The 20,574-nt window shown below is 69.2% G+C and carries 17 protein-coding genes; 4 read left to right on the forward strand and 13 right to left on the reverse strand.

The window, feature by feature from the left end; all coding sequences use genetic code 11:
- Window positions 1–121: 121 nt before the first annotated feature.
- Entirely contained in the window at window positions 122–1,756 is a 1,635-nt protein-coding gene (locus DID98_RS34480) for an AMP-binding protein (protein ID WP_124572177.1), read from the reverse strand.
- A 321-nt stretch (window positions 1,757–2,077) separates the two neighbouring features.
- Between DID98_RS34480 and DID98_RS34485 the strand changes: the two genes are divergently transcribed.
- Together DID98_RS34485 and DID98_RS34490 are read left to right on the forward strand one after the other, a co-directional pair.
- A complete protein-coding gene (locus tag DID98_RS34485) occupies window positions 2,078–3,178 on the forward strand; it encodes an AraC family transcriptional regulator (protein WP_124572178.1) in 1,101 nt (366 codons plus the stop codon).
- Window positions 3,179–3,323: 145 nt separating this feature from the next.
- A complete protein-coding gene (locus DID98_RS34490; RefSeq protein WP_124572179.1) occupies window positions 3,324–3,713 on the forward strand; it encodes a hypothetical protein in 390 nt (129 codons plus the stop codon).
- A gap of 231 nt (window positions 3,714–3,944) precedes the next feature.
- Here DID98_RS34490 and DID98_RS34495 read toward each other — a convergent pair whose 3' ends face one another.
- The 11 genes from DID98_RS34495 to DID98_RS34550 all read right to left on the reverse strand — a co-directional run bounded on the left by DID98_RS34495 (window position 3,945) and on the right by DID98_RS34550 (window position 15,685).
- A complete protein-coding gene (locus tag DID98_RS34495) occupies window positions 3,945–5,438 on the reverse strand; it encodes a HAMP domain-containing sensor histidine kinase (protein WP_124572180.1) in 1,494 nt (497 codons plus the stop codon).
- Window positions 5,438–6,157, reverse strand: coding sequence for a response regulator transcription factor (locus DID98_RS34500; protein ID WP_124524332.1), 720 nt, complete (start codon window positions 6,155–6,157; stop codon window positions 5,438–5,440). The genes DID98_RS34495 and DID98_RS34500 overlap by 1 nt, the downstream gene beginning before the upstream one ends.
- 349 nt (window positions 6,158–6,506) lie before the next feature.
- Window positions 6,507–7,037, reverse strand: coding sequence for an OsmC family protein (locus DID98_RS34505; RefSeq protein WP_124572181.1), 531 nt, complete (start codon window positions 7,035–7,037; stop codon window positions 6,507–6,509).
- Between the two features lie 60 nt (window positions 7,038–7,097).
- Entirely contained in the window at window positions 7,098–8,168 is a 1,071-nt protein-coding gene (locus DID98_RS34510) for a substrate-binding domain-containing protein (RefSeq protein WP_124524331.1), read from the reverse strand.
- Between the two features lie 166 nt (window positions 8,169–8,334).
- A complete protein-coding gene (locus DID98_RS34515; RefSeq protein WP_124572182.1) occupies window positions 8,335–9,390 on the reverse strand; it encodes an ABC transporter permease in 1,056 nt (351 codons plus the stop codon).
- Window positions 9,387–10,940, reverse strand: coding sequence for a sugar ABC transporter ATP-binding protein (locus DID98_RS34520; RefSeq protein WP_409362349.1), 1,554 nt, complete (start codon window positions 10,938–10,940; stop codon window positions 9,387–9,389). Before DID98_RS34520 ends, DID98_RS34515 begins: the two co-directional genes overlap by 4 nt.
- A gap of 112 nt (window positions 10,941–11,052) precedes the next feature.
- The gene (locus DID98_RS34525) at window positions 11,053–12,432 is read right to left on the reverse strand and encodes an LLM class flavin-dependent oxidoreductase (protein ID WP_124522770.1); all 1,380 of its coding nucleotides are present in this window, start codon (window positions 12,430–12,432) and stop codon (window positions 11,053–11,055) included.
- Window positions 12,433–12,453: 21 nt separating this feature from the next.
- Window positions 12,454–13,221: an ABC transporter permease subunit gene (locus DID98_RS34530; protein WP_044848614.1), complete on the reverse strand. Its 768-nt coding sequence runs from the start codon at window positions 13,219–13,221 to the stop codon at window positions 12,454–12,456.
- Window positions 13,218–13,952 carry an ABC transporter permease gene (locus tag DID98_RS34535; RefSeq protein WP_124572183.1) on the reverse strand — a complete coding sequence of 245 codons (735 nt, stop codon included), beginning with the start codon at window positions 13,950–13,952 and terminating at the stop codon, window positions 13,218–13,220. The genes DID98_RS34530 and DID98_RS34535 overlap by 4 nt, the downstream gene beginning before the upstream one ends.
- Window positions 13,953–13,956: 4 nt before the next feature.
- Complete coding sequence (locus DID98_RS34540) at window positions 13,957–14,760, reverse strand: transporter substrate-binding domain-containing protein (protein ID WP_059496937.1); 804 nt, start codon at window positions 14,758–14,760, stop codon at window positions 13,957–13,959.
- A gap of 184 nt (window positions 14,761–14,944) precedes the next feature.
- Window positions 14,945–15,685 (reverse strand): GntR family transcriptional regulator, encoded by a 741-nt coding sequence (locus DID98_RS34550; RefSeq protein ID WP_124572184.1) that lies wholly within the window; start codon window positions 15,683–15,685, stop codon window positions 14,945–14,947.
- 158 nt (window positions 15,686–15,843) lie between these two features.
- Between DID98_RS34550 and DID98_RS34555 the strand changes: the two genes are divergently transcribed.
- Window positions 15,844–17,406, forward strand: coding sequence for an anion permease (locus DID98_RS34555; protein ID WP_260428139.1), 1,563 nt, complete (start codon window positions 15,844–15,846; stop codon window positions 17,404–17,406).
- 38 nt (window positions 17,407–17,444) lie between these two features.
- Window positions 17,445–19,853, forward strand: coding sequence for a hypothetical protein (locus tag DID98_RS34560; RefSeq protein ID WP_124572185.1), 2,409 nt, complete (start codon window positions 17,445–17,447; stop codon window positions 19,851–19,853).
- Between the two features lie 160 nt (window positions 19,854–20,013).
- On the opposite strand, the gene DID98_RS34565 is transcribed toward DID98_RS34560, so the two are convergent.
- On the reverse strand, window positions 20,014–20,574 hold a 561-nt coding region (locus DID98_RS34565; RefSeq protein WP_311767946.1), incomplete at its 5' end, for a transketolase family protein.

A 20,574-nucleotide genomic window follows, 5' to 3' on the forward strand; every position in this document is an offset into this window, starting at 1 on the left:
TTCTCGGCTTTCTCGGCTTTCTCGGCTTTCTCGGCTTTCTCGGCTTTCTCGGCTTTCTCGGCTTTCTCGGCTTTCGGCGCGCCGGCCCGCGCGCCGCCGGGCGCGCGACGCGTCGGCGCCATCAGTCGGCGCGGCTGAGTTCCCGGCGCAGGATCTTGCCGACCGTCGACTTCGGCAGCCGCTCGACCAGGCGGATCAGCTTCGGCACCTTGTACGCCGCGAGGTTCGCGCGGCAATGCGCGACGAGCTCCGCTTCGGTCACGGCCGCGTCCGGCGCGAGCACCACGAACAGCTTCACGGCCTCGCCGGTGCGCGCGTCCGGCACGCCGATGCACGCGCATTCGGCCACGCCCGGCAGCGCGGTGGCAACCGCTTCCACCTCGTTCGGGTACACGTTGAAGCCCGACACGATGATCATGTCCTTCTTGCGGTCGACGATCTTCAGGAAGCCGGCCGCGTCGAACACGCCGATGTCGCCGGTGCGGAAGTAGCCGTCCGCGGTGAACGCCGCCGCATTCGCTTCCGGCTTCTGCCAGTAGCCGCCCATCACCTGCGGCCCCTGCACGCAGATCTCGCCCGCTTCGCCGATCGCGACCTCGCGATCCTGGTCGTCGAGCAGCTTCACGTCGGTCGACGGCAACGGCAGGCCGGTCGTGCCGGTGAACGCGTCGATCGACTGCGGGTTGAAGGTGACCACCGGCGACGTTTCCGACAGCCCGTACCCTTCGCGGATGAAGTTGCCCGTCACGGCCTTCCAGCGCGCGGAGATCACGTCGATCACCGCCGCGCCGCCGCCGGCCGACAGCTTCAGCCGCGACCAGTCGACCTCCTTCAGCCGCGGATGGCCGGCGAGCCCCGCGTACAGCGTGTTGACGCCGACGAACACCGTCGGCCGCGCGGCCTTCAGCACGTCGATGAAGCCGTCCATGTCGCGCGGATTCGCGACGAGCCAGTTCTCCGCGCCGATCGCGAAGTAGGACAGGAAGTTCACCGTCAGCGCGAAGATGTGATACAGCGGGATCGCCGTGACGACGACCTCCTCGCCCGGCTGCCGTGCGCCCGACACGATCGCCGCGAACTGCTCGATGTTCGCGACCAGGTTGCGGTGCGACAGCGCGGCGCCCTTCGACAGCCCGGTCGTGCCGCCCGTGTATTGCAGCAGCAGCAGATCGGCGCCGCCGAGCGCGACCGGCTCGAATGCGAGCGCTTCGCCGGCGGCCAGTGCATCCGCGAGCGGGATCGAGCCAGGCGGCAACGCGTCGCACGCGCCGGCCGGCGCATCGACGACGCCGAGATCGCCGCGGCCCACGCCCAGCACGGTCCGGATGCGCGTCTTGCCGACCACGTCGGCGAACGTCCCCATCGAGCCGCCGCACACCACGGCCACTTCGACGCCCGCGTCGTTGAGCTGGTGCTCGAGTTCGTGCGCGGTATAGAACGGGTTCACGTTGACCTGGATCGCGCCGAGCCGGGCGAGCGCGACGGTCGTCACCGGAAACGCGAGCACGTTCGGCAGCATCACGGCCACGCGGTCCCCCTTGCGCACGCCGACGACCTGCTGCAGGTACGCGGCGAGCGCGGCCGACAGGCGGTCGACGTCGGCGTAGGTCAGCGTGCGGCCGAGCGCGCGGAACGCGGGACGATCGGCGAAGCGGCGCATCGCGTCGTCCAGCAGCGCGGTTACGGAAGGAAAGCGATCGGGGTCGATCTCGGCGGGGATCGAGCCGTACGAGCCGATCCAGTGTCTCTTCGTCATTGTCCTGCTCCTCGGGGGACGGCACCGGGCAGCGCCGTTCGCACGGCGGCCCGCGCACCGGATGCGCATGGGCCGTCGCCTGACTGGGAACTATCGCGCGCCAATCGCGCTTTGAAAATGATCCGGGCGGTCGAAAAGATGATCGAAACGGACACGCGGACGCGCGGCGAGCGACCAGCCGCGGCGTGCGCTCGCGCGACGGTTTGCCCTTGCCGGACCGTGCAAGCCCGTACGCATCAGGGTGAACCCTATGGCGCGCCCGCGCGTTCCGGCGCAGAATCGCGAACCCGGAACGGTATCGAATCGGACGCAGAACCAGCCATGCCGCGCAGTGCGCTCTTGACCCCGACGGCCGCCGGCGCCGCCCCGCCGCCGGACGCGCCGCTTGCCCCCGCGTCGCGCGAGAAACGCTTCTCGCCGGCCAAGCTGGCCGTGCTCGTCGGCGTCGCGCAGGAACTCGGCCTCGACCCGGCCGCGGTGCTCGACGGCACCGGCCTGGCGCCGGACGCCGTCGCCGACCCGTTCACGCTCACGTCGCCGCTGCAGTTCCTGACCGCCGCGCGCAACGCGATCGGCCGCTATGACGGCACCGATCTCGGCGTGCAGGTCGGCCACCGGCTGCATGCGTCGAGCTACGGGATGTACGGCTACGCGATGCTGTGCTCGGAATCGCTCGCGCATGTGTTCGATTCCGCCGTCAAATATCACCAGCTGGCCAACGGGATGCTCGCGATCCGCTGGGTCGAACAGGGCGACACCGCGTCGTGGCTGTTCCCGGATCCGCACGAAGCCGCGCTGCCCGGGCCGGACCTGCCGCTGTACCGCTTCCTGATCGACATGCAGTTCGCGCTGCACGTGACGATCATCAAGGACGTGATGGGCGCGTGGTGCGTGCCGGCCCGCGCGCAGTTCGCGCAGCCGGAGCCGGCGCACGCGGCGCAGCTCGCCGATGCGCTCGAATGCCCGATCGCGTTCGACCAGCCGCACCATGCGTTGAGCTACCCGGCCGCGTGGCTCGCGCGCGCGCCGCAGCTCGCGAACCCGATCACCGCCGCGCAGGTGTCATCGCACTGCGCGCGCCTGCTCGACGAGTTGCGCAGCCAGGCCGGCGTCACGCGGCGCGTCTACCAGGAACTCACGCGCACGCCCGGGCAGTTTCCGGACATCGACGCGATCGCCGATACCCTGTGCATGACGTCGCGCACGCTGCGCCGCAAGCTCGACGCCGAAGGCTCGTCGTACAGCGAACTGCTGACGAGTGTGCGCAAGGCGCTCGCGATCGATTACCTGAGCACCACCACGCTCAGCACCGAGGACATCGCGCTGACGCTCGGCTTCAGCGACGCGGTGGGGTTCCGCCACGCGTTCAAGCGCTGGACCGGCACGACGCCGAGCGAGGTGCGGCGCAAGCGTGGCGGGTGACGGCGAGCACCGCCGGTGGCGTGGACCAGGATCGGTGAAGTCGTCACCGAGGCAGCGCAAACCGACCGTGTTCCTTTTTTCAGCCGAAAGAAGGCGCGCTTTCGCCAGCCGCCGTGCCGATCTTGCGCGTTGAACAGGGCGAATCATGAAACCGTTGCATAGCCGTTGCCTGGCACTTCTCGGTGGCGTCAAGTCTGTTGCCTGGCTGCTCGTCTGCGCATCCGCGCATGCGCAGACTTCCGGGCCGTTCGAACTGAAGTGGACCCATCCAGGCGAGAAGCTCGTCTACCAGTCGCGCGGCTGTGCCGATGAATGCTGGGAGGCTGCGGTGGTGAACAAGCGTACCGGTGTCTTGCTTGCGCGCCTGCGCTGCGACGGCACCGACTTGCCGTTGACCCTGCGCGGCTACCGGCCCGCCGCGACGCCATCCCAAGTGGATCTCGGCGATTGCAGCCCCGATTCGTGGCCGCCAGACGGCGTGAACAAGTTCGAGGCCATATCGGCGGAATTCGAGCGATTGCTCAGGATGCCTTGATGTTGGCGACTCGCAGGGCCGCGCACGACATCGAGCGCTTTCAGCGTGACATCCTGATGCTGAAATCGCGACATCGTCCGACCGAAACGCATTGATCGCCCCATCGTCCGAAGCCACGGACGACCGGTGAGCCGGGGGCAGCTCGCCGCGATTTCCGCGCATGCATTCGGGCGGAAATCGCGCCAACGGCGCGGGTCGGCTTCAGTCGGCTTCAGTCGGCTTCAGTCAGCTTCACCGCGCCTCACCCGCCGCCGGATTCGCCACCGCCAGCGCAAACTCGAACACCGCACCGCGCCCGTCCCGATCGACGAGCCGGATGCCGCTGCCGTTGAGCGCCAGCATCCGGTGCACGATCAGCAGCCCGAGCCCGCCGCTCGTCGCCGCGCCGCCGCTGATCGGCCGCTGCGGCCGCCGGAACAGCCCTTCGCGCCGCGCCGGCGGAATCCCTTCGCCGGTATCCGACACGGTCACCACCACGCGATCGTCGAGCGGCGTCAGCGCGACCTCGACCTCGCCGTGCTGCGGCGTGTGCCGCAATGCGTTGTCGAGCAGGTTGGTCAGCACGCGCTCGATCATCCCGAGATCGGCCGACACGACCGGCACGCGCGGCGGGATCCGCGCATGCAGCGCGATGCCGCGCGACTGCGCGGCGAGTTCGAACTTCTGGAATACGTCCTGCACGAGATCGACGAGCGAGAACGGCTCGCGCTCGGCCTGCACGCCGCCCGACTCGAGCCGCGCGAGCTCGAACAGCGCCTGCGCGAGCCGGCCGACCTTCGAACTTTGCGCGAGCGCGATCGACAGGTAGCGGCGACGCTCGGGCTCCGCGAGCGTATCGGACTTCAGCGACAGCGTCTCCAGATAGCCGTGCAGCGACGTCAGCGGCGTGCGCAGGTCGTGCGAGATGTTCGTGATCAGTTCGCGCCGCTGCTGGTCCTGGCGCGTCAGCGCGCGCCACTGGTCGCCGATCCGGTCGGCCATCTGCGCGAACGCGGATTCGAGCACCGCGATGTCGTCGCCGCGTCGCCCCGGCGGCGAGCGCGGCACCGGCGGCTGCGCATCGGGCGCGGCGTTCGCGTCGAAGCGGCGCATCGCGTCGGTCAGCCGGCGCAGCGGGCGCGTGATGAAGCTGAACGCGATCAGGCCCGCGAGCAGGCCGAGCAGCGCGACGACCGCCATCGACCACAGCGTCGTGCGCAGCACGTTGCCGGCGTCGACGCGCGCGGCCAGCCGGTCGTGCGCTTCGCCGAGCAGCACCACGTAGATATAGCCGGACGGCGGCTGCCCTGCGCGCTGCACCGGCGCGGCGCTGAACACCTTGCGCGCGTCGGGGCTGCGCGGATCGTCGCCGAGGATCGGCAGCGGCTCGCCCGCGATGAAGCGCTGCACCGGCGCGAGATCGACGCGCTCGCGCTTCACGTGGCCGGGCGGCGCGTCGTCGCCCTTGATGCGCCCCGCGTTGTCGAGCAGGTATACCTCGACGCTCGGGTTCACGCCCATCAACTGGCCGAACAGCGTGCGCACGGCGTCCGGGCGCAGCCCGTTCGCGTCCATCAGCGGCGTGCTGCCGGCGATGTGCGCGGCGAGATCGCGCGACAGGCCCTGCACGACTTCCTTCTCGCGCATGTCGTTCGCGCGGATCTGCAGCCACGCCGACGCGCCCGAGCACGCGAGCAGCAGGATCGAGAACACGAGCGACAGCCGCTGGGTGAGGGTCAGCTTCATCACGTGTCCCGCTGGTCCGGCGCGGCGAGCTTGTAGCCGCGCCCCCACACGGTGAGGATCCGCACGGGCTCGGCCGGATCGGCCTCGATCTTCGCGCGCAGCCGGTTGATGTGGGTGTTCACCGTGTGTTCGTAGCCTTCGTGCTGATAGCCCCACACGGCATTGAGCAGGTCCATCCGCGAGAACACCTTGCCCGGATGCCGCGCGAAGAAATACAGCAGGTCGAACTCGCGCGGCGTGAGGTCGATGCGCGTGCCGTCGACGGCAGCTTCCCGCGCGATCGGGTCGATCGACAGCCCGGCGACGTCGAGCGTGCCGGCGTCGATCCGCGAATCGCGCGCGAGCGCGTCGACGCGCCGCAGCAGCGCCTTGACCCGCGCGACGAGTTCGAGCACCGAGAACGGCTTCGCCAGGTAATCGTCGGCGCCGAGTTCGAGGCCGAGGATCCGGTGCACCTCGCTCGAACGCGCGCTGGTGATGATGATCGGCGTGTAGCGGGTCATCGCGCGCGCGCGCCGGCAGATTTCCAGGCCGTCGACGCCGGGCAGCATCAGGTCGAGGATCAGCGCGTCCCAGTTGCCCTGTTCGAGCAGGCGCAGCCCTTCCGTGCCGTCCGCGCTGTGCACGACTTCGTAGCGCTCGTCGCGCAGGTGCAGGCTCAGCACGTCGGCGATGTCGGCGTCGTCTTCGACGATCAGGATGCGTTTGGGGTGGTCCATGGCGGTCGGCTGCGGCACGGCGGCGGCGGTCTTCGGTCTCGAACGGCGGTTCCGGCCGGCCAGGTCCGGCAAGCCGGCCTGCCCGGGGCGAATCGCGGCGCAATGCCGCGCTGCCGCCATTGTGCAAAATTTTGCGGCGGAAAGGGGTCACAAATCGTTTAAGTTTGGATCGTGCCCGTCCCGTGAGCCAATGCCCGCAAGGCTTGCCGCCCCGTCCTCCAACCCAGGATCTGCGGTGTCCCGCCCGAACACCCAATGGACGTTAAAAATCGGGCCAGATTTCTTGCTTCATGCTGAAGGCAAATCAAACAGCAGGAATGGCCCGCAGACGCATCGCTGCTCCCGCGCGTCAACCCTGCGTATGCCGCAATTCGCCGTCGATCTCCTGCGGCAGCCTCAGCAGGTTGAAGATCGGGCAGACCGCCTCGACCGCCTGATGCAGCGCGCGGATGGCCTCGGACGGCTCGGGCGACACGATGTCGAGCGTATAGCGGATGTTGTGCGGGAATACCGGGACATGCTCGAACCCCGGCTGCTGTGCGAGCGGATGCTGGTCGCCGGTGACCTCGACCGCGATCGAATCGATCTTCAGGCTGCGCTCGGCCGCCTGGATCAACGTGATATGCGTGAGGCAACTGCCGAGCACGCCAAGCTGCAGCTCCGGCGACGCGGGCCCGAGGTTGTAGCCCGCGAAGTCGGGCGGACTGTCGCTGATCACCTGGAAGTCGCGAATCCGGATCTCGCGCACGCCGCTGCGACCGAGCGCGCGCACGGTCGCCTTCAGCGGCGTCGCCTTGAAATCGGGATCGTTGCGGGCTGCCTGCTGCTTCGCGTGCCACGCATCGCGTTTTTGTGCGAGATAGTCGTTGAGTGTCGTCATGGTCGAGTCAGGGGTAGGCTGCACGCGGGCGACGGATCGATTCGCCGCGTGCCGAGGCGATCAGTCGGCCGCCGGAATCCATGCGGCGGTCGCCGCGTCGCTTGCGCGGAACGCAGGAAACTTCGCGCCGAGTTCGGCCACGGTGCGAATGTCGTTTTTCACGAGATCGTCGCGCGTGATCAGCGTCGGCTTGACCGCGATGCGCGCGCCCGGATCCTGGCCGGCCACCAGCAGTGCCGCCGCGCGCACCGACACGGCGCCGACGACCGCGGGATTGGTCGCGGCGGTCGCGACCCACGCGCTGTTCGGCGCGCGGATCGCCTCGATGTCGGCCGTCGAGATGTCGGCACTGTAGATGCGGATCTTCGACGACAGCTTCGCTTCGTCCGCGGCGAGCTTCGCGCCGCGCGCGAACTCGTCGTAAGGCGCAAAGACGACACGGATATCCGGATTCGCGCGATACGCCGCGGCCGCCTGATTCGCGACGGACTGCGCGATCGGATTGTCGACGGTGCCCCAGCGCGCCTTCTCCCGCACCTTCGGGTGCGCGCGCTTGAAGTCGCGCCACGCGGCATCGCGCCGGTCGAGCGGCGCAAAACCGGCGACGTAGACGTACCCGGCCGAGAACGCGTCGCCGTTGTCCTTGACGGCCTGTCCGAGCAGCAGGTTCGCGAGGTCGCGATCGTTCTGCTCGATCTGCGGCACCTTCGGGTTGCCGAGGTCGACGTCGAACGCGACGACCTTGATGCCTTTGTCCAGCGCACGCTGCACGACGTCCTTCAGCGATTCCGGCAGGCCGTGATTGACGATGATCGCGGACACGCCGACGCTGATCGCCTGCTGGATCTGCTCGCGCTGTTCGGCCGCATCCTGCCGGCCCTCGTAAATGCGCAGATCGACGCCGAGCGCACGCGCCTGCTTCTGCGCACCGGCCTCGTAGGCCTGGAAGAAGTCGCCGGTCGACAGATAGTTGACCAGCGCGATCTTCACGCCGCCCTTGTCGAACGGCGCGGGCGCGCCCTTGAGCGGACCGGCTTGCGCGGCGGGCACGCCCAGCGCAGTCGCGAACCACAGCATGCATGCACCGATCTTCAGATCGACGCGCGATTTCCGGCGAAGCAACGAGCGCATGGCGGGCCTGTCTCCAGATAGGACGATATCGGCCCAATCTATCAGCGCCGCACGCGAACTCAAACCGAGCGATTCGGAAATAGATATGACTTAGGATGACAAACCGTTCCGGTTCGGTGAGCCGGCCGATCAAAGCTAGCCGCTGCGGCGCATCGCGGCATGCGCATCACGCTCGCGCATCCGTGCGGCGCCCGATGCCGAACGTGAACGCGAGCGCGAGCACGAGCAGCGCGCCCTTGATGAAGTCCTGCATGTAGTACGGCGCGTTCAGCATCGTCAGCCCGTTGAGCAGCACGCCGACGAATACCGCGCCGACGACCGTACCGAACACGTTGGGCCGCTTCGCGCCCCATACCGCATGACCGATCAGCGCGGCGGCCACCGCGTCGAGCAGCAGCGAGTGGCCCGCGCTCACGTCGCCGCGACCGACCCGCGCGGCGATCAACACGCCGCCCAGCGACGCGATCGCCCCCGATACGACGTACGCGGCGACCCGGTAGCGCGCGGCGGGCGCGCCGGCGAGCCGCGCGGCCGTTTCGTTGCCGCCGATCGCGTAGATCACGCGGCCCCATCGGGTGGCCTCCATCGCGACACAGGCCACTGCCGTGACCGCTGCGAGCAGCAGCACCGGCAGCGGCACCACGTCGAACACGCGCAGCCGGCCGAGCGCGAGAAAGGCGTCGGGGAACACGCCGGTCGCGTCCGTGCCGTCGGGCAGCACCGAGCCGGTCGCGAGCGAACGGCCGCCGGTCGGAATCAATTGCAGGCCGGCCATCAGGAACAAGGTGCCGAGCGTCGCGAGCTGGTCGGGCACGCGCAGGCGCGTAATCAGCACGCCGTTGAACAACCCGGCGGCCACGCCGAGCGTCACGCAGGCGATCACCGCCGCCAGCGTGCCGCCGTGCCACACGACCAGCACATAGCTGGCGGCCATCTGCGCGGTTGCGGCCACGCTGCCGACCGACAGGTCGAAACCGCCGGCCGCGAGCGTGATCGTCACGCCGATGCCGAGCAACGCGACGATCGACACCGACTGCAGGATGCTGAACAGATTGTCGACGTTCAGGAACGCGGGCTCCCTGAGCGCAAACCCGATCACCAGCAGGATCAGCACGAGCAGGATGCCCGTGCGCTCGAGTGCGTCGCGGACGCGGGCCGCCGCGGCGCGCGGTCGTTCGACGGGCGCGGCATCGTGCCCGGCGGAAGAAGTCACGGTTTTCATGAGCAGTCACGCAAGGTGGAGGACGTCGGAGGCGGGTCATCGAGCGTCGCGCGATCGAACCGCACGATACGATCCGCGATCTCGGCAGCTTCCTCGAGATCGCTGACGAACACGATCGTCGCGCGCGCCTGCGCATGACGCCGCAGCGTATCGACGATATCGGCCCGCGCGCCGGCATCGATGCCCTGAAACGGTTCGTCGAGCAGCAACAGCCGCGCCGGTTCGGCATGCCAGCGTGCGAGCACGACTTTCTGCTGGTTGCCGCCGGACAGGCGGGCCACGCGATCGTCCGGGCCGGTGCAGCGGATGCCGAACCGCGCGATCGCCGCCGCGGCGGCCGCGCGTTCGCGCGCCCTGCCCACCGGGCCGCGCGCGAACCAGCGCGCCAGAAACGGAAAGCCGATCGTGCCCGCGATCGATGCGAACGGCACGCTGTCGGGAAACAGCGACGTGCGCCAGCGGTCCTCGCCGGCCAGGAAGACGCCGGCGCGAATCGCATCCGCCGGCGAACGCGGCCGCCACGGCCGCCCGTCGAGCGTCATGTCGCCGGCCACCGCGCGCGCGGCGCCGAAGATCGTATTGGCGAGCCGCGACTTGCCGCCGCCCACCGGCCCCGCGATCGCGACGATCTCGCCGCGCCGCACGTCGAGGTCGAACGGCGTACTGGCCGGCGTCAGCCGGATGCGCCGCATGCTGAATGCCGCGTCCGGTTCGCGCGGCGCGGCGCGGGCCGGCACCGGCTCACGCGTGTTCGGCAACGGCCGCCCGATCATCGTCTGCACCGCCGCATCCAGATCGACGGGCGCGGGCAGGTCCGCGACGATGCGGCCGTCGCGGACGATCGCCACGCGATCGGCCATGCGCCGCAAATCGCCGAGCCGATGCGACACCAGCAGGATTGCCACGCCATCGCGGCGCAGCGCGTCCAGCAGCGCGAAGAGCCGCTCGGCCTCCGGTGCGGACAGGCTGGCGGTCGGCTCGTCGAGTATCAGCAGCGACGGCTGAGCGCCGAGCGCGCGCGCCAGCGTCACGCGTTGCTGTTCCGCCAGCGACAGCGACGCGAGCGGCGCGGCCAGGTCGACGTCGAGCCCGACCCGCGCGGCGAGCGGTCGCGCCGCGACACGCCGCGCGGCCGGCGTCGCGCGCCACGGCGACGCCCGATCGCACAGCCGGTCGAGCAGCAGGTTGTCGGCGATCGACAGCGTCGGCACGACCGCGTCGGCGACCGACTGGTGCACGGTCGCGACACCGAGCCGCTTGGCCGCGTGCGGCGACGCCGGCCGGTACGGTTGGCCGCGCAGTGTCAGCGTGCCGCCGTCCGGCCGCAGCACGCCGCTCAGGATCTTGACGAAGGTCGACTTGCCCGCGCCGTTCGCGCCCATCAGCGCGACCACTTCGCCCGCGCCGATCGTCAGGTTCAACGCCGACAGCGCGACGGTCGCGTCGAAACGTTTCGCGATGCCGGCGACGCTCAGGACAGGCGGCGGCGCCGATCGACCTGTTCGGCCTTCGCGCATCGCACCGGCATTCTCGTTCGCCGTCGAATTCATGCCGCAAGCCCCTGTCGGGCACGGCGCGGTTGCAGCCGGAACAGCACGTCGTGGTTCACGTCACGCCCCTCCCCTGATAGTCGGTCGGTATCGACCGGCGCGTCACCGTCCGTCAGATGCGGATCGCGGATTGCCGGAACGACGCGCCGTGCGCGGTGTCCGGCAGGCGGTCGCGGCCGCTCAGTCGCGAGCGGAAGGTGCCGGCCGGCGCCGTCGTGCGGTACAGGCCGCGCTTTTTCAGTTCCGGCACGATCAGCTCGGCGAAATCGTCGAGCGTGCCCGGGCTGATCAGCGGATTGAGCATGTAGCCGCTCGTCGTCGACTGGCGCGCATGCTCGGCGAGCTGATCGGCGACCTCGTCGGGCGAGCCGACGAGGATCAGGTCGGTGCCGCGCGTGACGCTCGCGAACTTGCGCCGCACGTCGCCGGCGGTGAGCGGCTTGCCGCTGCCGTCGGGCCGCACCACGTAGGACGTGAGCCCTTCCGTGTGCGTCGTCAGCGGTTCGTCGTCCGCATAGCGGTCGATGTCGATGCCGGTGTCGCCCGCATAGCTGACGAGTTGCGCGTGCTGGTGATAGTGTTGCTGCAGCGTGTGGTATTTCTCCTTCGCGTCGCTCGACGAGCGCGCGGTCACGATCCGCAGCACGGTCAGCGACTTCACGTCGTCCGCCGCGCGGCCGCGCTCCGTCGCGAGCCGGCGAATCTCGTCGAGGCCCGCACGAATCTCGTGCGGATTCGACTTCGCGACGAACACCACCTCCGCGTGCTTCGCCGCGAACTCGCGCCCGCGCCCGGACCAGCCGGCCTGGATCAGCACGGGCGAGCGCTGCGGCGACGGCGCGCAGACGTGCGGCCCCTGCACGCGGTAGTGCGTGCCTTCGTGCGCGATCGGCCGCACGCGGTCGCCGCGCGCATAGCGCGGCGCTTGCTTGTCGGCGACCACCGCATCGTCCGCCCAGCTCCCTTCCCACAGCTTGTACACGACGTCGAGGAACTCCTCCGCGCGCGCGTAGCGTTCGTCGTGGCCGATCATCCGGTCGAGCCCGAAGTTGCGCGCCGCGCTCGTCAGGTAGGACGTCACGATATTCCAGCCGATCCGGCCGTTGCTCAGGTGATCGAGCGTGCTGAAGCGGCGCGCGAGCGCGAACGGGTGCTCGTACGTCGTGCTCGCCGTCACGCCGAACGCGAGCCGCTCGGTCTGCGCGACGAGCGCCGGAATCAGCATCATCGGATCGTTCGCGGGCGCCTCGACCGCCCACTGGACCGCTGCGTCGGCCGATCCGCCATAGACGTCGTACAGGCCGAGCACGTCCGCGAAGAACAGCATGTCGAGATCGGCCTGCTCGGCCGTGCGCGCGAGGTTCGACCAGAACGGGAGCGTATTCGCGCGCAGCCGTTCGTCGGCGGGATGGGTCCACAGGCTCGGCGCGCCGCCGCAGCCGACGCTGGCTTGTTCATACAGGGAAAACAGCAAGGGGCGAGGATCGGACATCGTCAGGTTCGTTACCAGGAATCAGTTGGGGGCCGCCCACGCGTCCGGCGACGCGCGGCGGCGGCGTACGGGGACGCGAGCGTCGGGGGTGCGCGTCAAGTGGCGATTGACATGCCTCTCGAGACGAGCGGCCGGAATGGTGAGCAGCGCGACCAGCACGACATAGACGACAGCCGCGCCGACCAGCGGCTCGTACACGCGCAACGTCTCGAAGCGCAGCGTATTGGCCGTTCCCATCACGTCGAACACCGTCACGGTCGACGCGAGGACGGTCGATTTCAGCAGCAGGATCGCCTCGCCGGTGAGCGCGGGCAGCGCGAGCCGCCACGCGCGCGGGCCGACGATGCGGCGCAGCACCTGCACGCGCGTCATGCCGTACGCGTGCCCGGCTTCGATCTCGCCGGCCGGCACGCCGGCGATCGCGCCGCGCAGGATCGTCGCGACATACGCGCTCTCGTTCACGCTCAACGCGACGATCGCGTACCAGAACGCGTCGCGCAGCAGCGGCGACGCCCAGCTGTCGCGCATCCATTCGCGCGGCACGATCTGCCCGAATCCGTAGTAAAGCAAATAGAGCTGGACGAGCAGCGGCGTGCCGCGAATCAGCATGAGCCAGCCGCGCGCGGACCAGCGCAGCGGCGCATGGCGCGCGCCGGCGGCGAGCGCGAGCGGCACGCCCAGCAGCACGCTGGCCGCGCCCGACACGAGCGTCAGCGCGAGCGTCGTCGGCACCGCGGCGAGCAGCTTCGGCATCACCGTGTCGAGCAGGAATGGCAGCGAGAAGATCATGCGGTTGCGCGCCTCGTGCCACGGTTCGCGTGGCGCTCGAGCGCCGCGAAGAGTCCCGTCGACGCGATGCTCAGCAACAGGAACAGCGCGGCCGTGACGAGATAGAAGAATACGTAGTGGCGCGTCGCGCCGGCCGCGAGCTGGCTCGCCTTCAGCAGATCCGTGAACGAGCCGAGCACGCTGATGAACGACGCATCCTTGGTCGCGTTGAGCCACACGTTGCCCGTGCCCGGCAACGCGAGCCGCGCGGCGGCCGGAAGCCGGATGCGCGCGAACGTCTGCCACGGCGTCATCCCGTACGCGTGCGCGGCTTCGATCTGCCCGGTCGGCACGTTGACGAGCGCCGCGCGGAAGATGTCGGTCAGATACGCACCCTGGATGAACCCGAGCGACAGCGCCGCGACGAGGAACGGCGGGAACGCGAAGCCGTCGGGCGCGAGGCCGCCGCGGTGCAGCGCGGCCTCGACGGCGGGCGCGAGCGCATAGAACGCGAGCAGCAGGCACAACAGCTCGGGCAGCGCGCGCACCAGCGTCGTGTAGAGCCGCGCGAGCCACGCGAGCGGCGCGTGGCGCGACAGCTTGCCGAGCGCGCCGGCGATGCCGAGCAGCACGCCGGTGCCGAACGACGCTGCCGCGACGCCGAACGTCAGCGCGAACGCGCCCGCGAACACGCGGCCATAGCCGCCGTCGCCGAATGCGAGCAACGCGAGCAGCGAATCGTCCGCGGCCATCGCGTCAGCGGCCCTTCTCGATCGTGCCCTTCAGGTTCGGATAGCGGGCGGTGATCGCATCCCACGTGCCGTCCTGCTGCAGTTGCGCGATCGCGGTCGACAGCTTGCCGCGCAGCGCATCGCCCTGGCGCACGCCCGCGCCGATGCCGAGGCCCAGCACCGGATTGTCCGCGCAGGTCGCCTTGACCTCGAAGTCCTTGCCGTCGCGCGACGCGAGGAATGCCGTAAACAGCCCCTTGCCTTCCTGCACGTAGTCGACCCGGCCGGACACCAGATCCGCGAGCGCGTTGTCGAACTTGTCGAAGGCCTTGATCTGCGCGTCCGGCTTGAAGCGGGAGTCGAGGAACGCCGAGAAGTTCGTGCCGGCCTCGACGCCGATCACGCGGCCCTTGAAGCTCGCGGGCACCGCGCAATCGACGCGGCGCCGGTCGCTTTTCGCGCCGACGAACACCGTCGGCGACTCGTAATAGGCACGGCTGAAATCGATCGCCTTCTGCCGTTCGCCGGTAATCGTCATCGACGACCAGATCACGTCGATCTTGCGGTTCTGCAACGCCGGAATCAGGCCGTCCCACGCAATGTCGGTGAGCTCGCAGCGCACGTTCAGTTTGCCGCACGCGGCATCGAGCAGGTCGATTTCCCAGCCCTTCCACTTGCCGGCCGCGTCCTTCGAGAAGAACGGCGGATACGACTCGGCGTCGATGCCGACGCGCAACGTCGGCTGGGCTGCATGGGAAGCCGGCACGAGGCCGAGTACGAACAGCGCGGCCGCGGCACGGCGGACCCTGGAACGCATCAAACGATTCATGTGGCGAATTTCTGAAATAACGTCGAAACGACCGGCGTCGCAGCCGGCAGGAGGCCAGACTGTAAAGCGCGCGCAAGCGTGTACCAAATGGTTATTTTTTCGATGAATATCTGATTGCGCGATATACCGATCGACGCTGTGCCAGGAATTTCAGATCGTGTGCGCTGCCGTCGCCATTGCGGGCTCAGCCGACGAATTTCGCCTCCACGCCACTGCGCACGACGAGGTCGAACCGTTCCGGACGGATATGAAACACCGTGGATTCGCACGTGCGGCCGTCCGCGAGGCGCGACGTGCGCCGCAGCACGAGCAGCGGCGCGTGCTTGTCGGCGTTGAGCCGGGCCGCGATATCGTCCGGCGCGGCCATGGCCGTCACCGACATGTCGGCATCCGTGATGCGCCAGCCGAGCAGGCTCTCCAGCACCTCGTAGGTCGACATGCGCTCGACCTGCTCGAACGTGACGGCGCCGGCGTCGGGCAGCAGGCAGGTCTGCGCGAGCGCGACGGGCTCGTCGTCGACCCAGTGCAGGCGTTCGAGATAGATGCAGCGCGTGACGTCGGCGGCAAATGCGTGCCGCAAGCCCGGCGGCACATCGCACGCTTCCATGCGCAGCAATTCCATCCGCGCCCGCGCGCCCTGCGCGGCGATCGAATCGTGCAGCCCGCGCAGCACATCGAGTCGATGCCGCAGCCGCTGCTTGGCGGCGAACGTCCCTTTGCCCTGCTTGCGCTCGACGATGCGCGCGTCGCTCAGCCGATCGAGCGCGAGCCTGACGGTCACGCGGCTCACCTGAAAACGCTCGCTCAACTGCGCCTCGGACGGCAGCTTGCCGGTCGGCTCGTACACACCGCGCTCGATCTCGTCGCGCAGCGTCGTCGCAAGCTGCTCGTAAAGCGATGTCGTGTCGTCACGCACCAGCGTCATCGATCCTTCCTCGTCGTGCTGGGTTCGCGCTATGCGCGTTTCCCGATATCGATATGAAAAGCAATTGGAATGCTCAACTTGTATTAATACGTATTATTACATCTCGACAGACGGTCGGGGCCGCGATTCGGGGTCCCGATGCCCCGGGGAGCATACCAGTGACTGAAAACGCAATCGGCACGCCGCCGCTCGATGGCGTGCAGGGCAGCCGGCCGACACGGGCCGAAGCGGCCACGGCGCCACGCACCGATCCGCACGCGGCGGGACGATCGCGCGGCGCGCAGCGGCGTGCCGCGATCGGCTTTGCCGCCGCGTGGCTGGCGTTCTTCGCGATCGCCTGGTGGTTGCCCGCGCCCGCGCATCTTTCCGCCGAGGGCCGGGCGACGCTCGCGGTCGTCGCGTGGGTCGCGATCGTCTGGATCACCGAGGCGATTCCCGTCGGCGTGAGCGGCATCCTGCTGCCGATGCTGCTCGTGCTGTCGCATGCGAGCCCGTCGTTTCCGAAGGCGGCCAGCGGCTTCGCCGCGCCCGTCGTGTTCCTGTGCCTCGCCGCGTTCCTGTTCTCCGCGATCATGCAGGCGAGCGGGCTCGACCGGCGCATCGCCCTGCTGCTGCTCGATCGCCTGAAGGTGCGCACGGCCAACGGCGTGATCTGGGCGATGTTCGCCGTGAACTGCGTGATGGCGCTCGTCGTGCCGGCCGCGAACGCACGCGCCGCCACGCTGCTGCCGGTCACCAACGGCATCGTCCGGCTGTTCGGCGAATCGCCGCGCGAACGCGCCGCGCGCAAGGCGATCGTGATCCAGACGCTCGTGTACGGCGCGATGATCAGCGGCATGTGCATCCTCACCGCGCATCTGCCGAACATGGTCGTGTCCGGCCTGCTCGAGAAGCAGCTCGGCATCCGGATCTCCTACCTGACGTGGCTGAAGCTGCAGTGGCCGTATCTCGGGATGTTCGCGATCACGCAGGGCTGGGTGCAGTTCCATTTCCGCTCGCGCGCCGTCGCGCTTCCCGGCGGCCCCGGCGCGATCGCGGCGATGCGCCGTACGCAACCGCCCGCCGCCCGCAACGACTGGGCCGTGCTCGCGCTGTTCGCGGCCGTCGCCGTGCTGTGGGCGACCGAGCCGCTCCATCACCTGCCGTCGGAAATCGTCGCGCTGATCGCGCTGGCGCTGTTGTTCGCACCCGGCGTGCTGCGCTTCGGCTGGGCCGAGGTCGAGCAGCGGACGATCTGGGGCACGCTGTTCCTGCTGGCCGGTGCGCTGTCGCTGTCGTCGGCGATCAGTGCGTCCGGGCTCGCGAACTGGGCCGCCGATCACATCTACGTCGCCGCGCGCGGGCACGGCTGGTGGCTCGCGATCGCGATCGTGATGCTCGGCACGCACGTGATCCGCATCGGCATGCTGTCCAACGTCGCGGCGGTCACGATGATCGCGCCGATCGCGCTCGCGCTGGCGCCGCGCCTCGGGCTGCATCCGGTCGCGTTCACGATGCTCGTCAGCGATACCGACAGCTTCGCCTATCTGCTGCCCACGCAGATCACCGCCGGCGTCATCGCGTACAGCAGCGGCGCGTTCTCGACGGCCGACTACGCGAAGGTCGGCGCGGTATCGGTGCTGATCACGATCGTCTATGGCCTCTGCGTGATCGCGCCGTGGTACGCGTACATGGGCATCCCCGTCTGGGACGCGAGCGCGCCCTGGCCGTTCGCGCATTGAAGCGCGCCGCTTTCCAACGACATCATTTTGCATCCCTCATGAACGAATCCACGGACGTCCCCGATTCCGTCGCAGCCCGCGCCGCCGCGCTGCGCGACCGCCTGGGCCCGCACGTCGCACCCGCGGGCCTGTACGAACGCCACAAGCGCCTGCCGTTCGCCGGGCGCGTGCATTGCAACGTCACGCGCCTCGAAGCCGGCGAGTGGAGCGAGATCGTGCTCGACTACGAGGTCGGCTCGTCCGGCATCGCCGACGGCGGCTGGCTGAAGGCCACCTTCAAGTTCTATTCCGACTGGGCGCTGTTCCAGACGAGCGACCCGGCCGCGGCGAACTACATCAGCGCCGAATACCATGCGGCGCCGCTCGTGCCGGGGCAGAGCCCGGCCACCGTGCAGGCGCTGAACGTGCGCTTCGACCAGAAGGGGCACGAGCGGCCGTTCCAGAAGGCGGTGATCGTCGACGTCGTCGACGGCTACGTGAACGCCGGCGACCGGATCGTGATCCGTCTCGGCGATCGCCGTCGCGGCCCCGGCACGCGCGTGCAGACCTTCGCCGAGGACAACTTCCGGTTCCGGCTCTACGTCGATCCGTTGGGCACGTCGCGTTTCGTCGCGGTGCCCGGCGACGTCTCGATCGACATCCGCGCCGGCGCGCCGTCCGACGTGCTGCTGAACGGCCCGCGCTTCGTGCGGCCGGGCACCCGCGCGCCATTCCGTCTGTCGCTGCAGGATCGCTGGGGCAATGCGTGCCGCGACGTCGGCGGCACCGCGCGCGTCGTTGCATATGACGCGCAAGGCGAAGCCGTCTACCGGCGCGAACATGCGCTGCCCGAGGCGGGATTCGCGAGTTGCGCGGTCGACGACCTGCCGGTCGACGCCGGCACGCTGCGCATCGTGGCCGACGTGCCCGCGCGGCCGGACGTGCGTGCGGCCGAAGCGTGGCTGACGCTCGACGCGTCGTTGCCGGTATCGCGCGCGCTGTATGCGGATCTCCATGTGCATGCGCACGACACGGTCGGCACCAACAGCCCCGAGTACAACGCACGCTACGCACGCGACATCGGCGGCATCGACGTGCTCGGCTATACCGCGAACGATTTCCAGATCACCGACGAGAACTGGCAGCTCGGCGTCGACGCGGTCGAACGCTTCAACGAGCCGGGCCGCTTCGTCGTGTATCCGGTGCAGGAATGGTGCGGCAGCTCGACCGCGGGCGGCGACCATAACGTGGTGTTCCTCGGCGATGCGCGGCCGGATTTTCCGTACAACGCGCGCGGCGAACACAACCGTACGCTGGTCTGGAACGAGGACATGAAAGGTCATGCGGTCGAGCTCGGCCGCTGGCCCGTCGAGGAACTGTGGGATGCGTATGCCGACGCTGCCGCGCAGCATCTGGTGATGCCGCACGTGGGCGGCCGCCGCTACATTCCCGACTGGCACCATCCCGAGCTCGAACGGCTGGTCGAGATCGCGTCGTCGTGGGGGCACTTCGGCTGGCTGTACCAGGACGTGATCGCACGCGGCTACCGGCTCGGCGTCGCGGCCAGCGGCGACGAACATCGCGGCCGGCCGGGTGGCGGCGCGCCCGGCGTGCAGGTGTTCGGTGTGCACGGCGGGCTGACGGGTGTGCTCGCCGACGTGCTCGATCGCAAGCACGTCGGCGAGGCGCTGCGCGCGCGCCGCACATGGGCGACCACCGGCGAGCACAGTGCGCTGCTCGTGCGTTGCGGCGATCACTGGCAAGGCGATGCGTTCGCGCATCGCGGGCCGGCGCGGCTCGACTACCGGCTGCTCGGCCAGTCCGGGTGGGAATACGTGGCCGCGTACGATCACGAAGGACGGGTGTGGGAACGCAACCTGCATGCGGAACTCGGCTACGCGGATCGCCTGATCCGCGTGCGCTGGGGCGGCGCCCGCATCCGGGACCGCTATCGCTGGGCCGCGTGGCGTGGCCGGATCCGCGTCGTCAACGGCACGATCCACCGTTTCGGATCGAACGGCTTCGAGCATGTCGAGGAGTCGGCATGGCGTACCGGCGCGACCGACGTCGAGTTCCGCAGCGACACCTATGGTGATGCGGACAGCATCGAGCTCGACATCGGCAATCTTGCCGACGCGACGATCGTGGTCGAAGGCACGATCGACAGCTTCGCGAAGGTCGGCGATCCGCTGCAGCGCAATCCGTTCGTGCACGCGCCCGCGTTCCGCTTCGAGATCAGCGGCGCGGCGCTGCTCGCGCAAGGAACGGCCACGCATGCGCTGGGCGGCACCGAGTTGATCGTCGCGGTCGAACGGTTGACGGACCAAGTGCTGCCCGTCGATCTCGCGGGCAGCATCGAAGTCGCGGCGGAAAATGCGTCGTTCGGATTCCGCCCCGTCTATTTCTTCGGGCGGCAGCGCAACGATAGCAAGGTGTGGTCGTCTGCCCAGTTCATCACGTTCGAGTGACGCGCATGCGCGATCCGGGCGCCGTGCCGGCGGCGTTGCCGACGGGTCGGCCCCCGGCCGCGCATGGCCGGGCGCCAGGTACGCTACCCTGAAGCCGGCCCGCCCGGCTTGCGGAGGGAACGCCTCCCCCCACCGAGCGGGCCGCGGTACTTTGAAACGATCAACCGAGCCACGTCCTGATATTCGCCCGCATCGCGCCGGCGGAGATCCCGTAACGGTCGTGCAGCGTCGGCAACGCGCCGGCAGCGAGGTAGGCATCCGGCAGCGCGATCTGCCGGAACGGCACGGCAACGCCGGCCGCAAGCAAGGCAGTCGCCACCGCTTCGCCGAGTCCGCCGATCACCGTATGGTTCTCGGCGACGATCACCATGCGCCCCTTGCGCGACGCCTCCTGAACGATGGTCGCCGTATCGAGCGGCTTGATCGTCGGGACGTGCAGCACGGCTGCATCGATGCGGTCGGCTTCAAGCGCCTTCGCGACCTCGAGCGAACGCATCGTCATGATCCCGGACGAGATCAGCAGCACGTCGTTGCCGTCGCGCAGCAGCTTCGCCTTGCCGAGTTCGAAACGGTAATCGTATTCGTCGAGCACGGCCGGCACGTTGCCGCGCAGCAGGCGCGCGTACACCGGCCCCTTGTGCGTGGCAATCGCCGGCACCATCTGCTCGATGTCCAGCGCGTCGCACGGATCGATCACGGTCATGTTCGGCATCGCGCGCAT

Source organism: Burkholderia sp. Bp8984, assembly GCF_003853755.1.
Lineage (GTDB): Bacteria > Pseudomonadota > Gammaproteobacteria > Burkholderiales > Burkholderiaceae > Burkholderia.

Excerpts from the sequence above, each read along its gene's own strand:
- DID98_RS34515 (WP_124572182.1), bottom strand. The coding sequence starts at position 9,390 with ATGAAAACCGTGACTTCTTCCGCCGGGCACGATGCCGCGCCCGTCGAA.
- DID98_RS34500 (WP_124524332.1), bottom strand. The coding sequence starts at position 6,157 with ATGGACCACCCCAAACGCATCCTGATCGTCGAAGACGACGCCGACATC.
- DID98_RS34480 (WP_124572177.1), bottom strand. The coding sequence starts at position 1,756 with ATGACGAAGAGACACTGGATCGGCTCGTACGGCTCGATCCCCGCCGAG.
- DID98_RS34485 (WP_124572178.1), top strand. The coding sequence starts at position 2,078 with ATGCCGCGCAGTGCGCTCTTGACCCCGACGGCCGCCGGCGCCGCCCCG.
- DID98_RS34550 (WP_124572184.1), bottom strand. The coding sequence starts at position 15,685 with ATGACGCTGGTGCGTGACGACACGACATCGCTTTACGAGCAGCTTGCG.
- DID98_RS34540 (WP_059496937.1), bottom strand. The coding sequence starts at position 14,760 with ATGAATCGTTTGATGCGTTCCAGGGTCCGCCGTGCCGCGGCCGCGCTG.
- DID98_RS34535 (WP_124572183.1), bottom strand. The coding sequence starts at position 13,952 with ATGGCCGCGGACGATTCGCTGCTCGCGTTGCTCGCATTCGGCGACGGC.
- DID98_RS34525 (WP_124522770.1), bottom strand. The coding sequence starts at position 12,432 with ATGTCCGATCCTCGCCCCTTGCTGTTTTCCCTGTATGAACAAGCCAGC.
- DID98_RS34510 (WP_124524331.1), bottom strand. The coding sequence starts at position 8,168 with ATGCGCTCGTTGCTTCGCCGGAAATCGCGCGTCGATCTGAAGATCGGT.
- DID98_RS34520 (WP_409362349.1), bottom strand. The coding sequence starts at position 10,940 with ATGAATTCGACGGCGAACGAGAATGCCGGTGCGATGCGCGAAGGCCGA.
- DID98_RS34490 (WP_124572179.1), top strand. The coding sequence starts at position 3,324 with ATGAAACCGTTGCATAGCCGTTGCCTGGCACTTCTCGGTGGCGTCAAG.
- DID98_RS34560 (WP_124572185.1), top strand. The coding sequence starts at position 17,445 with ATGAACGAATCCACGGACGTCCCCGATTCCGTCGCAGCCCGCGCCGCC.
- DID98_RS34530 (WP_044848614.1), bottom strand. The coding sequence starts at position 13,221 with ATGATCTTCTCGCTGCCATTCCTGCTCGACACGGTGATGCCGAAGCTG.
- DID98_RS34505 (WP_124572181.1), bottom strand. The coding sequence starts at position 7,037 with ATGACGACACTCAACGACTATCTCGCACAAAAACGCGATGCGTGGCAC.
- DID98_RS34495 (WP_124572180.1), bottom strand. The coding sequence starts at position 5,438 with ATGAAGCTGACCCTCACCCAGCGGCTGTCGCTCGTGTTCTCGATCCTG.